At 63.1% G+C, this 13,029-nt stretch carries 13 protein-coding genes and 2 tRNA genes; 8 read left to right on the plus strand and 7 right to left on the minus strand.

Annotation, left to right across the window (positions count from 1 at the left end):
• Nucleotides 1-262 precede the first annotated feature (262 nt).
• The gene (locus V7R84_RS08910) at nt 263-1,357 is read right to left on the minus strand and encodes a DUF2207 domain-containing protein (protein WP_338568114.1); all 1,095 of its coding nucleotides are present in this window, start codon (nt 1,355-1,357) and stop codon (nt 263-265) included.
• A 95-nt stretch (nt 1,358-1,452) separates the two neighbouring features.
• Between V7R84_RS08910 and V7R84_RS08915 the strand changes: the two genes are divergently transcribed.
• From V7R84_RS08915 to V7R84_RS08925, 3 genes are read left to right on the plus strand one after another with little or no spacing between them, the layout of a single operon-like run.
• A complete protein-coding gene (locus tag V7R84_RS08915) occupies nt 1,453-1,809 on the plus strand; it encodes a metalloregulator ArsR/SmtB family transcription factor (RefSeq protein ID WP_338568116.1) in 357 nt (118 codons plus the stop codon).
• Nucleotides 1,806-2,159, plus strand: a complete 354-nt coding sequence (locus V7R84_RS08920) for a nuclear transport factor 2 family protein (protein ID WP_338568118.1) — start codon at nt 1,806-1,808, stop codon at nt 2,157-2,159. The genes V7R84_RS08915 and V7R84_RS08920 overlap by 4 nt, the downstream gene beginning before the upstream one ends.
• Entirely contained in the window at nt 2,156-2,515 is a 360-nt protein-coding gene (locus tag V7R84_RS08925) for a TfoX/Sxy family protein (protein WP_338568120.1), read from the plus strand. The genes V7R84_RS08920 and V7R84_RS08925 overlap by 4 nt, the downstream gene beginning before the upstream one ends.
• Before the next feature lie 418 nt (nt 2,516-2,933).
• Here V7R84_RS08925 and V7R84_RS08930 read toward each other — a convergent pair whose 3' ends face one another.
• Nucleotides 2,934-3,881 carry a hypothetical protein gene (locus tag V7R84_RS08930; protein WP_338568121.1) on the minus strand — a complete coding sequence of 316 codons (948 nt, stop codon included), beginning with the start codon at nt 3,879-3,881 and terminating at the stop codon, nt 2,934-2,936.
• An 821-nt stretch (nt 3,882-4,702) separates the two neighbouring features.
• Between V7R84_RS08930 and V7R84_RS08935 the strand changes: the two genes are divergently transcribed.
• From V7R84_RS08935 to V7R84_RS08945, 3 genes are all read left to right on the plus strand, one after another.
• Nucleotides 4,703-4,773, plus strand: a tRNA-Pro gene (locus V7R84_RS08935).
• 31 nt (nt 4,774-4,804) lie between these two features.
• Nucleotides 4,805-6,973, plus strand: coding sequence for a hypothetical protein (locus V7R84_RS08940; protein ID WP_338568122.1), 2,169 nt, complete (start codon nt 4,805-4,807; stop codon nt 6,971-6,973).
• Between the two features lie 96 nt (nt 6,974-7,069).
• Nucleotides 7,070-7,142, plus strand: a tRNA-Ala gene (locus V7R84_RS08945).
• Between the two features lie 97 nt (nt 7,143-7,239).
• Here the strand turns inward: V7R84_RS08945 and V7R84_RS08950 are convergent.
• The 4 genes from V7R84_RS08950 to V7R84_RS08965 all read right to left on the minus strand — a co-directional run bounded on the left by V7R84_RS08950 (nt 7,240) and on the right by V7R84_RS08965 (nt 9,175).
• The gene (locus V7R84_RS08950; RefSeq protein ID WP_338568123.1) at nt 7,240-7,512 is read right to left on the minus strand and encodes a hypothetical protein; all 273 of its coding nucleotides are present in this window, start codon (nt 7,510-7,512) and stop codon (nt 7,240-7,242) included.
• Between the two features lie 129 nt (nt 7,513-7,641).
• Nucleotides 7,642-8,001, minus strand: a complete 360-nt coding sequence (locus tag V7R84_RS08955; RefSeq protein ID WP_338568124.1) for a hypothetical protein — start codon at nt 7,999-8,001, stop codon at nt 7,642-7,644.
• Nucleotides 8,002-8,118: 117 nt separating this feature from the next.
• Nucleotides 8,119-8,346, minus strand: a complete 228-nt coding sequence (locus V7R84_RS08960; protein ID WP_338568125.1) for a hypothetical protein — start codon at nt 8,344-8,346, stop codon at nt 8,119-8,121.
• A gap of 265 nt (nt 8,347-8,611) precedes the next feature.
• On the minus strand, nt 8,612-9,175 hold the full coding sequence (locus V7R84_RS08965) for a hypothetical protein (RefSeq protein ID WP_338568127.1): 564 nt from the start codon (nt 9,173-9,175) through the stop codon (nt 8,612-8,614).
• A gap of 164 nt (nt 9,176-9,339) precedes the next feature.
• Here V7R84_RS08965 and V7R84_RS08970 point away from each other — a divergent pair, with 164 nt between their 5' ends.
• Both V7R84_RS08970 and V7R84_RS08975 read left to right on the plus strand, forming a co-directional pair.
• The gene (locus V7R84_RS08970) at nt 9,340-10,596 is read left to right on the plus strand and encodes an ATP-binding protein (RefSeq protein ID WP_338568129.1); all 1,257 of its coding nucleotides are present in this window, start codon (nt 9,340-9,342) and stop codon (nt 10,594-10,596) included.
• 134 nt (nt 10,597-10,730) lie between these two features.
• On the plus strand, nt 10,731-11,954 hold the full coding sequence (locus V7R84_RS08975; RefSeq protein WP_338568130.1) for a dicarboxylate/amino acid:cation symporter: 1,224 nt from the start codon (nt 10,731-10,733) through the stop codon (nt 11,952-11,954).
• Nucleotides 11,955-11,979: 25 nt separating this feature from the next.
• On the opposite strand, the gene V7R84_RS08980 is transcribed toward V7R84_RS08975, so the two are convergent.
• Nucleotides 11,980-12,930: a GlxA family transcriptional regulator gene (locus V7R84_RS08980; protein ID WP_338568132.1), complete on the minus strand. Its 951-nt coding sequence runs from the start codon at nt 12,928-12,930 to the stop codon at nt 11,980-11,982.
• Nucleotides 12,931-13,029: the final 99 nt, after the last annotated feature.

Raw genomic sequence — 13,029 nt, forward strand, 5'->3', positions numbered from 1 at the left:
CCCAGTGTAAGTCGTTGGGCGAGCCGTTTCCCTGATAGGAGGCAGCGGCGTGACGGCTAGCCTCCTCTCGCTCGCAGCGGCCACCTTGCTCGAAGAACACCTACCCCCAGTACCTCGGAGTAGTCGTCGTATCTGGCCACGACCACTGGCTGCGACGGCCTTGGGCAGGTAAGCGCCTCCATCTCAACACGAAAAATCCCCTTTCAGACGCCGCAACCCGCATTGAGTGCTGCATAACCGGGGAGTCGCGGGCGGAGTGTCCTCAGAAGTCGAAATCGAAGTCGATTCCGTCCAGGAAGTCCCCCAGATCGAACCCGTCGAACAGTCCACCGATGCCGTCGAACAGGCCATCGGCGCCGTCGAGGAGGTCCAAGGTGAGCATCTGGAACACCAACTCCCCCGCCACATCGGCACCGACATCGATCCAGTCGATGTCCCATTCAACGTTTCGTTCGATGGCGAGTTCGCGGAAGATCTTGACCCAGTGGTCGGCGACCCCGAAGACCATCGCGTAGGGAAGGTAGCGGCTGAAGATGTTTTCCGCCTCCTCGAAGCGGATCTGCTCGGCCTCGGCGGTCGCGAGGTACTGCTTGAAGCCGAGGGCCTGGATGCGCGTGGCGGTGCCTGCGCCGGTGCGGGGCACGCGACGTCTCGGCCCGAAGGCGGCGACGACACCCGTCGCGACGAACATGGCGGCAGCCAGTATGCCCACAACACCCCCGCCGGCGATCACCAGCGCGGCGACACCCGCCACCATCCCGGCAGCCACGCGCCCGAGCTTGTGGCGCCGGCCACCCGGGTTCGGGTTCTGCCGATACCAGCCGCGGCGGCTGGTCTCCTCGTAGATGTCGGAGGTGAGCTGCCGGAACACCTTCTTGTGTTTGCGGACCAGCTCCGACATCCGCTTCTCACGCCCGTCGGGGAAGGCTCCCTCCAGGAACGTCTTCTCGTAGCGCATCAGGTTGGAGCGGGGCTTACTGCAGGGCTGAAGCAGCCAGTCCTTCCCGCGCCGCTTGCCCTTGCCATCGTCGAGCACCTTGATGCGCAGGAATCCGCGGGCGGAGAGGTCGACGATGGTCGCAGTGAGGTCATGGGGATCCACCATCCCGTCGATGACCATCCCGATCAGCCCCGGGGTGACGTCACGCGGCGGGGTGAAGGCGACGGGGAAAGGACCCTTGTACTCAGGAGACCGGAGCAGTTTGACCGGGGTCGCCTTCCACTCCTTCCGCGACGGCAGGACACCGGGCGTCAGGCCATCGTAGATCTCGTCATGCGAGGCGAGGAATCGCCTGAGGAGCAACATCACCGCTCCCAGGAACACGACCATCGCCACCGCAAACACAATCCATGCCATGAAATAAAGTCTCCCGCATCCTTGGATGGTGTGGCGACAAACACGTTCCACAAGTCTTCTTGAGTACAAAAAACTGTTTGTGTATGGTGGCCCTCGTGACCGCCGAACCCGCGACCATCGACCTCGCGCTGAGGGCACTCGCCGACGGGAATCGTCGCGCCATCCTGCGCATCATCCGTTCGGAGCCCCAGCAGGTGGGGTCAGTGGCGGAGAAGGTCGGACTGTCCCAGCAAGCGACCTCCCACCACCTGGGAGTGCTGCGCCGCGCCGGCCTGGCGACCAGCACCCGGGACGCGACCAGGCACCTGTACGTCCTGAACACCGACGGCCTGGCGGCGGTGCGTTCGTATCTCGACGATTTCTGGCCCACCACACGGCCCAGGGCATCCCACCGGGTCCCAATTTCTGGCGCCCCGGGGATCATCCACCCGATCGAGGAGCATCATCCATGAACGAACCACTCGACATCGTCAACCGCTACCACCGCGCATGGACCGGCGGGGACGTCGACTCCGCGATGGAACTGGTCGCGGACACCATCACATGCCGGGCTCCCGGCGTCGATCTCACGGGCAAGGCCCAGTACCGCGAGTTCATCGCGGGATTCGCCCCGGCCCTCACCAACATGGTCGACATCGCCAGCTTCTCCGACGGAAACCGCGTCGCCCTGTTCTACTACCCGCAGACGGCCATCACCGGCATCGCCCCTGCCGCGGAGTGCTTCACCGTCCAGGACGGTCTGATCACGGGCAGTGTTCTCGTCTTCGACCGGCTCTCCTTCGCCCCGCCGAGCGCACCATGACCGACCCCAAAGCAGCACAGACCGAGCTTGTCGCCCGGCTCCACGGGATCCTGGACGACGAACCCACCACCCGCGTGATCTCGATGTTCGGGTCGCGTGCCTTCATGGTGCGCGACAAGATGGTGTGCTGCGCCCTCAAGGGTGGGCACCTACTGGCGCACGTCGATCCCGACGACGATGCGAAACTTTCCGGGGAACCCGGTGCCTCCCCCGCCGAGATGGGCCCGGGCCGCGAGATGGGTCCTGGCTGGATCCAGGTGTCGGCGGAGGCGATCACCGACGACTCCCGCCTGCGTTTCTGGGTCGATACGTGTATGGCCTTCAACCGCGCCCACACCATCGACGAAGGGATGTGACGGCATGTGACAACGAGAAGGTTTACAACTTTCGTCGAGTCCCCGCCCCTGTTGTTCATCTTTCTCGAAGAGCTCGAAAAAGACAATTCCAAGGAGCATGAGAAGCCAACAAACCGACCTGGATTGGGACCGTCGCGCCCACCATCCGGACATTCACGGAGGATCTCGACGAGGACTTCGGACCGTTACAAGCCTTCATCACAGACGAGTCCTCATACAAAACCCGGGTCGCCGTCACGCCGACCAACCGAGCCACCAGCTGGATCGACTCCTTCCGGCAGGTGAAGGCCCCGGCAGTGAAGATCACGCCGGGCGCGATGAGGCTCGCTTCCGAGCAGCTGACACCTGGTTGGTGCACGTCAACCCGGCCCAAGAAGCACCTCGCCTCACGGCACTCCGAGTGCCACCAAGGAGTGACTCAATCGACTCGAGGTGGCGCTGGGGATGCGAAGGTCTCACGATAGACGCGCCTGATTCTGCAAACATACATCCACACAACGACTAAACCCACAGGAAAAGCAGCGAGCATCACCATTAAAACCAGTAGCGCAAGGAAAACTCCCGACCCCGTGAAAAGATGACTTTCACCCATCCCGAAAGTCAGGCTCCGCAACAAGAAGACTATCGCATCTCCCCCAAACACCACGCCAAGCCACACCACCAGAATCCAGCATCTGAATCCCTTTCTCGGGACCACAACATTTCTCGCACGCAAGTTGCAGTACATGACAACGACCTCGATGAGCTTGGCGACACAAAATGAAGCACAGCCAACCAGCAACACCGCAGCAGCGACCCATAGAGTTACAGAAAACAGCTTGGGCGACGCCCCAGTCAAGAATAAGATAATGAGTACGAAATAGACAGCAAAAAATGCGGCACCCGCCATCATTCCAACTCGACCAGCAATCGTCAAACTAGACTTTCTTGCCCATCGAATCGCGTTGAAAATGACCCACCCCAAAGCAATCAAATAGAGCAGGCCACCCACAAGGATCTTCAAGCCACTTTCATCAAGCCAGGACCGGAGCATATCGAAAGCGGCTCGAGGCCACTCCGACAACACTGCAGGGAAGAGCCAAGCAGCTACAGCAGCCAGAATAATACCGAATGCACTTATGAGTACACCCTTTGAAATCGATGAATGACTGGGGTCACGCAAGACATCCCACATTGTGAGCACTTGACGGCCAATCGCCACCATCAGACCTATCGTTACCCCGAGCGTGATAACGATCCCCACGATTCCCAGCCAGTCACTTGAGTCGACAAGACCACTGTTTCGCATCAAGCCCCACCACAGCAACCCCAGCCAGACACCAGCAAAAGTCGCAACAGACAGGCAAGGTTCGCCAATACGTCTCATCTTCCTGAGGAATAGGGGCGAAAACCACCGTAGTCCCGAAATCGCCATGATGAATGAATTACACAAGGCGCAAGCTCGCCAACCACAGGCAGCCAGCCTGTGACTCGGAGTCCGCCTCAGCAATTCAGCACAATACACTTGACGTCCCAAGGAGATACGAAGAGCTTTTTCCCGCGAGGTCTCGAGTTCCCCAAGCTCCTCATCGGTGGCATCTGTTACCGCTTTCAACATTCGGAATAGCCGCTGGTCACCATCCGGGGCAGAAATTACCTGTCTACACCTGAAGAAACTCTCGAGTGCGAGATGATCCGATAGGGACAGGGGCGGGGTGAGGAGTCCTCGACTCCTCACCTCATGAAGCGTAGCCGCACTAAGCACCTTTCCCCATCGAGGCGAACGAGCAGCCATCGAGCCGGCTTCCACCATCGAAACTGTGAAACAGAGTGCAACAAGACTACACACGCTGCCGAGCAAGAGTAGAACATCCATGGTGAGACCCTACGAACGCCCACTGACAATTTATGTCGCACGATCCCGAAGAAGGCCGACTCCAGCTCTGCATGAGTGACGTGGCCCCACCAAGGACACCATCAAAGTCGCCCTTACTAGGGGTTCATTGAATCGCATGGCGACCGAGATAAATCAACACTGGAAGATATTTCATGGCAAAATATCACTGCGCCGCAGGAAGGGCCTGATGCCTCTGGGGAGCTGTCTCAGGTAGTCCACCTACTTGAAGACGCTACGGCCCAATATCAGATGCTCCCGCATAACTCACCCCTTCACTGACATGACTGCTCGGTCCTCTACACTCGTTGCCACGGCGTGTAGCTCAGCAGTAGAGCACCGGGCTAGGAACCCGAAGGCGCAGGGGCAGCACCTGCCACGCCGGCTAGGTTCGTGTCGCCGCCCGGAGGGACATCGTGAGTCAGTACGTCCACCACCAGCTCCTGCGGGCGATGCGCACCGTCGCCGACCATCCCGACCCAGACGTCCGGGAAGCCGCCTCGGAACGGGTGGAGCGCTGGCAGCAGGTGATCGACGGCGTGGCGGACGGCACCTTGAGGATCGGCAGTCGCAGGCCGCTCGTCGGGCTTCCCGCCTGGGTGACCCTCAGGGTGGTGCGGGGCGGATTCGCCACCGGCAAAGCAGCCGCCGCCATCCCGCCAGCCGTGGACGAGAGGCTCCGCGCCCAACGGCTCGGCATCGAGGCCACCCGCCAGGCGATCTTCGAGTCGTGGCTGACCCCAGAAGGCCTGGCCGAGCTGGAGGTCCTGCTGGAAACCGGCGCCTACAACGTCGGCTTCCCGGAGCACGCCGTCCTCCTGAGCGTCGCTGCCCTGCTGAGGCACGGCGCCGACGACTCCGTTCGCGCGCTGCTCGACGAGGTTGCGCCGCTGGTCGGGTCGTTGCGGTTCTCGCCGTATCCGGGTGCGCCGTCCCCCCTGCGACCGGGCCAGGTGTCGCGATGGACTGCCCGGCAGGTCGCGGGCGCCTTGGAAAAGACCCGCATCAATCCGCGGGTCGCGGCGGAACGCGAGGCCCTGACCGTCTGGCTGCCGCTGACCGACAAGGTGGTGGCGTTCTGGGCGGGCATCATCGAGGCACCCGCCTTTGACGAGAGCCGCATCGACGAGGCCCGTGCACTGGTCGCCGACTACGACCGGGCGTCACAGCAGCACACCCGCTGTCGCAAGTACCGCCGACCGGGTGAGAACCTGCCGATCCTGATCGACGCGCTGCGGCAGGTAATCGACGGGCAGGGGACGTGGCCGCCCGGGCGGGTGAAGCACGTCTTGTCGCGGATCGAGGCGAAACGGGGCCTGCCCGGCAGTAAGCGATCCGACGACCTGCGCGCCCGGCAGGCGGTGGCGGCCTCCCGGCCCCTGCACGCCGAGGTCGCGGTGGTCGTCGCGGACCGGGTGGCGCAGCTGCGCGGGGACGTCGGCCTCACCGATTTTCCTGCCGCCTCCGCACCGGTCTCCGACGAGGAGGCCACCGACGTGGTGCCCGCCGGTACCCCGCTGCCGGTGTCGGTGCTGCGCACCCTGCGGCTGGGTCTCGTCTCGGATCTGGAGGAGCTGATCACACTCGGGGTGGTGCCGTCGGCGGAGGTGCTGGCGTCGCTGGTTCCGCAGCTCACCGCCGGGCAGGTGGCGTCCTCGGCGGATGATCCGCTGGTCGGCGCGCTGCTCGCCGCCATCTATCGGGCTTTCCGGCAGCGCCGGAGTCTGTTGCTGCTCGATCTGGAACGGCAGGTGCGGTTCAAGGAGCTGCCGTGGGTGGCGGCCCTTCAGGGGCTCACGACCGACGGCCCCCTCGACGACCCTCTGGTGTTGGCGCGGCGGCTCGGGTCGGTGGTGTTGGACGCGTTCCCGGGCACGATCCTGCCGAACGGATTCGTCCGGGAGTACGGCACCCTTCTCGACATGGCGCAGGTGCGGCTGCCGTTGACCGAGGAACTGGCCACCGACATCTTCATGGGACGGTTCTCGCCCAAGTTCCAGCAGGCCGCGAAGGTGGCGGCGGAACTGCTGCACGGGTCGCTGTACGAGCGCTACTACGGCATCGACTACGCCGCCGTGCTGGGCCTGCCGGAACCGGACGGGCACGGGAATGTCGAAGAGTTCGACCGCATGGTCGCCGGGGATGTGCCTGCGGGCCGGAGCGTCGCGGCGAACGGCCAGATCATCGAACGCCAGCAGATCCTCACCACCCACAACCTGGCGGTCCTGGTGAAACTCGGCGTGCAGCCCGGTCGGAGCTGGACCGAGCTGGCGCACCGCGCCGCGGGGAGATCGTTCCAGCTGCTGGAACGCGCGAGGAACAGCCCCTGGCTGTTGTCGGCCATCAAGAACGCCGCCTATGCCTGGCGGCAGGCGATGTTTTTCCTGTCCATTTGTGGCGACGACACCGCCACCGAGGCCCTCCGCGACCTCCCCGGAGCAACCATCTGGCCCGCGGCCCGGATCCTCGACGACCTCGCCCACTGCCACCGGGGTGAACCCGTGATCCCGTTCACCGGCTGGACCCAAGGCCCGCACTGGATACAGTCGAGGGTCCCGGAAACCGACCCACCCCACGCCGGTTGAGCCGCACCCTGAGCACCGGCGAAGAGCTCGTATCGACACCACCCCAGCGCCCGAACTTCCCCTGAGGCCCGTCCTCAGGTATGCTTGCCCGGGCCCGGGGCATTAACTCAATTGGTAGAGTGCCACCTTTGCAAGGTGGAAGTTAGGGGTTCGAGTCCCCTATGCTCCACACAAAACGGTCGACAGCAAAGAAGCCGTATTGACCAGCGGAAAAACCAAAGGCGATGGCTGGGATCTGCCTTTGAGGACCGACCCCAGCCCACACATCAGGCTTGGAATGACAGCCAGGACGCAATTCCCGCGACTGTGACAACACCTTGAATTCCAATCCAGATCAGAACCACCAAGAGTCCTCGACGCCGGTGAGGCACGTCGCGTCGCGTCTGCAAAACCAGCACCAGCACCACCAGAGAGAGCCCCAGGGAAATGGGCAGCGCCGGGATCAAGGCGATAACACTCAGAGCGAGAACAATCCACACCCTGGTGAGCGAGGATGCTCCTAGAACACCTTGTTCTGCGACCTTGTCTTGTTGCACCATTATCCCTCCTCGTGACGGTCTGCCGCCCAATGCTTGCTCATGAGGCTTATTCACAGATCGCCGCCTTTCGATCAACGAAACATTTATTCAGGTCACACGCGATGGCGACTGTGAATAAGTCTCCATGAATCATGCGTTGACAAGCCACGTGTTGTAAATGCCTCTGGCGTCGACTTCCAGATGCTGGATCTTGTCAAGACGAACACCAAATCCCTTGAAGAAAATGTTACCACGCCAGGTCGTCTCGCAGACCCCGTGAGAGCCCTGTACCCAGTGACTGGTGTCATCGCTCAGGGCAACCGCGATATTGAAGTTGACGCTGGATGCGGTGCAGGACTTGGTGGCGACAACCGACCCGCCTTGGACGTCATAGGAAAAGCTCTGCGAGAGCTTGGTGATGGTGATTCCAAAAATCTCCTGTTTGACTGAATACGAGGAACGATAGCTGGTGGTTGCATCCTCTTTCCCATCAGCCGATTCGTTCTCCACATCATTGTCGATCGTGATCTGCGACAGCGCTCCGGCCCGTTCAGGTTTTGAATCGCTGAGCGCTTCTTGCAGTTCTTTTCCAGCAGTACCGTCCGAAACGGCCTGCTCAATCTGCCCCTACTGCTCCGACGTGAGTGCGTGGAATTTCTCCAGATTGGCGGATGCCTCCACATCGGTCGCAGCCAGCCGCTTGAGGCTCTCCTCAAAACCTTTCGGCTCGGAATCAGCAGCGGAAGTCGTCGGTTCAGGGTTTTCGGCGGCAGCTGGAATGCCTCCAAAACACGCCACGGCAAGCGCCAGCAATGCCGCGCAGAAAGCACTCCAAATTTTGCGTTTTGTTGACATTAACATGTCACCTCCTTGCAGTGACCCATTAACCGTATGTCGATGGGTATGCGTCACCACGCTAATCATCGAAAAGAGGGAAACTAGATAACTTTCGGCTAGGATTGCCGCCATCTTTCATCCACTGAGCACCACGGGTCCGGCTTTGAATCCCAGGAATCAAGGCCGCCAGGGACAAGGCGGGTTGGGCACTCGCCGACCTGCGCCTTGTCGGCTACATGACCACTGTGCGGGATTCTCCGTCGTCCGCCTCACGACCCTCCCCTCAACGACCCTCTTCGCTCCCCCGACCTGCATCCGCGTCGCGTTCCGCCAGCGCGGCGAGGGTGCGCAACTGTTTGCGCATCATCAGCAGGTCGCCCCAGGCCAGCAGATACCGCAGGGGTTTTCCCAGCAACCGACCGATGGGGGGCATCCACATCGCCGCGACCAGTCGGCTGCGAGACCCGGCGATCGTTTCGACGCGGTAGTGGAGGGTGATCGCGCCGAAGATCCGGGTCGGACGACCATCCTTCATCCGCAGCGTCAGCGACTCGCCATCGGTGAAGTCCGTCAGCTCGAAGATCTTCATGAACGATTGCCCCACCGCGAGATCGGTCAGCGACGGATCGGCCCGCCGCGGACTGCGTCGCCCGAAGTTGTCCAGCCAGTCGTACGAGTACGGAGCGCGACGCATCTGGCACAGCCACAGGAAACCAGCCTCCCGCGGTGCTTCCATGGCGACGGCGCGAACCGCGAATCGCGAGCCGGGCGCGACCTTCGGAGTCGGCAGCCCCGCCGGTTCCACGGGCACACCCCACACCCACGGCAGCCCTTCTCCGCCCGCCATCACGCCCACCTTTCGAGTTACTGAAGGAGAATTCAAATATTACAGGCCGCCTTCCGCGGCGGCGGCAGAACCGGAGCTCAGGTCCTGGCAGAAACGGAACTAGCGGCCTGGCAAAAACGGAGTTCCTGACCCGACAGTTCCGGAACTCGACTAGGATTCACGGCATGGAAGGCCTTGTCGAACGCAGAATCCTCCCGATCGCCATTGAGCGCTGTGAGGAGAGCCCCGTTGTGCTCCTCGAAGGCCCCCGAACCGTCGGGAAGTCCACCCTTCTGCGGACCATGGCCGAACGTCTCGGCGGGGAGGTTCTCGACCTCGACGACCTTGCTGTCCGCGCGGCTGTGGCACGAGACCCGGCCATGATGATCGACGGGCCTGGACCGGTGTTGATCGACGAGTACCAGCACGCCCCGGCCGTGCTGGACGCCATCAAGGCGCGACTCAACCGTTCAAGTCGCCCCGGACAGTTCATCCTGACGGGATCGGCCCGTCACGAATCCCTTCCCCGCGCGGCACAGGCATTGACGGGCCGCCTGCAACGCCTGCAGGTGCTTCCCCTGTCGCAGGCCGAGATCGAACGCTCGAACGGCGACCTGCTCGCGTCCCTCCTGAACGAGCCCGAGGCGCCGGTCATCTCATCGGCATCGACGACGACCCGCCAGGACTACGTCGAACGGATCGTGCGCGGCGGCTTTCCCCTCGCCCTGACAGCCCGCACCACGATGGCCCGCTCACGTTGGCTCGACGAATGGACACGGCTCACCCTGGAACGCGACGTCCAGGAGCTTTCCCGCATCCGACAGGCCCGCACCCTGCCGGTCGTCCTTGCTCGGCTCGCCGGGCAGACCTCGCAGATCTTCAACGGCACACAACTCGCGGACGGCCTGGGAATTGACGAAAAAACGGCTCGCGACTACGTCCGTCTGCTGGAGGCCGTGTTCCTGGTCCGGTTGCTTCCACCGTGGGATCGGACTCTCACGAAACGGACCACGACCCGCCCGAAGGTGAATCTCATCGACCCCGGTGTGGCGGCCCGGCTCCTGCGGCTGTCACCGGACAAGCTGGCCCGTAGGGACCCCGCCGTCCTGACACAGTTCGGTCACCTGCTGGAAACGTTCGTCGTCTCGGAGATTCTGACGCAGACCACATGGACGGAGCAGATCGTCTCCGCAGGACACTGGCGGACCCGCGACGGTATCGAGGTCGATCTCGTTCTCGAAACCGACGATGGACACGTGGTGGCCTTCGAAATCAAATCAGCAAGCAGAGTGGACGGAGAAGACCTCAGTGGGCTGCGGAAGCTTCGCGACGTGCTGGGTACCGGTTTTGCCGCGGGGGTCGCGCTGTACACCGGAACCCGGAGCTACACCTACGAGGACCGCATCCACGTCATACCCGTGGACCGCCTCTGGTACCCGTGACCACACACCGTGAGGTCGCGATTTCCTCCGCAACCACGGCACGTCCGACGCTAGAAGTGGGCATCCCGGGGTCCGATCCGATGCCGGATACGGACAACTTCCCCCGTCGGGCCGGCTTCCACTACGGTTCAGGGATGAGCACAGAGAAGAGCATCGGGTTCAGGTTCGGGGTCCTGCCCCGGATTGTGGTGGCCATCGTGCTGGGGATCCTGCTGGGGTCGCTCCTGCCCACCTGGGCAACCCGGGTCTTCGTCACCTTCAACGATATCTTCGGCCAGTTCCTGAGCTTCTCCATCCCGCTGATCATTGTCGGGTTGATCACCCCGGCCATCGGGGAGCTGGGGCGCGGCGCCGGTAAGTGGCTGGCGCTGACCGCTGGTCTCGCCTACGCCTCCACCCTCATCGCCGGGCTGATGGGGCTCGGCGCGTCCCTGCTGGTGCTGCCCCAAGTGCTGCCCGCCGAGACGGGCGCCCTCAGCAACCCGGAGGATGCCCTGCTCAAACCCTACTTCTCCATCCAGATACCGCCATTGTTCGGGGTCATGACCGCCCTCATCCTGGCCTTCGTCATCGGCGTGGCGCTCACCACCATCGAGGGCAAGGCGCTGCGCACCGGATTCGAGGAATTCCGAGACATCGTCAACCTCGTGATCTCCAAGATCATCATCCCGCTGCTGCCGATCTACATCTTCGGCATCTTCCTCAACATGACCCAGGGCGGTCAGGTGCTCACCGTCATCGCCACCTTCCTGGGCGTGGTGGTGTTCGTGTTCATCCTCACCTGGATCATGCTGCTGCTTCAGTATCTCGTCGCCGGGGCAATCGCCAGACGCAACCCGCTCCGGATGCTGAGCACCATGCTGCCCGCCTACCTCACCGCACTGGGAACGTCGTCATCGGCGGCGACGATTCCTGTCACGCTGCGGCAGTCGATCAAGTCGGGTACCTCGGAGCCGGTGGCGTCGTTCGCGATCCCGCTGTGCGCCACCATCCACCTGGCCGGTTCGACCATCAAAATCACCTGCTTCTCCCTGGCCGTGATGATGCTCTCCGGCATCCCCATCGATCCGGTGCTGATGATCGGGTTCATCTGCATGCTCGGCGTCATGATGGTCGCCGCCCCGGGTGTTCCCGGCGGCGCGATCGTCACCGCCGCGGGTCTGTTGCAGTCGATGCTCGGGTTCAACGAGGCCCAGGTTGGCCTGATGATCGCCACCTACATCGCCATCGACTCCTTCGGCACCGCCACCAACGTCACCGGCGACGGGGCCATCGCAGCCATCGTCGACCGCGTCATCTCCCGTCGTCACCGGTACAGGATCACACAGGACCCCACCCCCGAAACATCCGAGGCGTAGAGGTAGTACATCCACACCGAACGAGTCACCCGCTCGCGACCGTGAATCGACGCCGGTATGACGTCGGCGTGGTCGAGTAGGTGGCGACGAAGGCCTGCCGGAACGTCACCGGACTGCCGTAACCGCAGGCCCTCGCGACCCGCTCGATGGACCACGACGTCACCTCCAGCAGGCGACGGGACTCGTCAAGTCTGCGAGCCTGCAACCATCTGGATGGGCTGATTCCGGTTGCCTCTCGGAATCTGCGCGTGAAGTTGCGCACGCTCATGTTCGCCCTGCCCGCCAGATCCGCAACCCCGAGCGGGCGGTCGAGGTTGCCCAATGCCCACTCCATGACCTCCGAAATCGGCCCTGCGGCATCCTCGCCGGGGATCGGGCGGGCCACGTACTGGGCCTGGTCACCGTCGCGGTGCGGGGCGACGACGAGCCGCCTGGCCACGCTGGCCGCGGCTGCGGTTCCGAGCCGGGTGCGAACGATGTGCAGGCAGGCGTCCAGAGCCGATGCCGTGCCTGCGGAGGTGAGGACGTCGCCGTGGTCGAGGTAGAGCGCGGCATCACGGACCTCAACCGCCGGGCACATGGCAGCCAGTTGTGTGGTCGCAGCCCAATGTGTGACAGCGGCCCGGCCGTCGAGAACTCCACTGACGGCGACCGGGAAGGCACCGAGACACAGCCCGATGATGATCGTTCCGCGACGATGAGCATCGCGGATCAACGGGACGACCTCGTCAACGGGACCGGTGTCGCCGACCGGCCAGGACGGAAAGATCAGCATGTCGGCCGACTCCGCCGCCCGGTGGTCGGCTACACCGTCGATCACGAGTCCCTCCGCGCTGCGGATCGGACTGGTCCCGCTCCAGGTGGTCGTGGTCCAGTCCTCGGCCAGCCCCTGCCGGGCCACCTCACCGAAGACGAGGAGCGGCACGGCGAGGTGGAACGTGGTGATGCCGTCGAAGGCATGAACGGCGATACGCATGGCCTGATCCCATCGAAGATGTGCTTTCCAGCCACTCACGCTACTGCAGTCTCCGCGACGATGCTGGACGGAAAGATTCCCGACCCACGAGAGGAACAC

Source organism: Arachnia propionica (genome assembly GCF_037055325.1).
Classification (GTDB): domain Bacteria; phylum Actinomycetota; class Actinomycetes; order Propionibacteriales; family Propionibacteriaceae; genus Arachnia.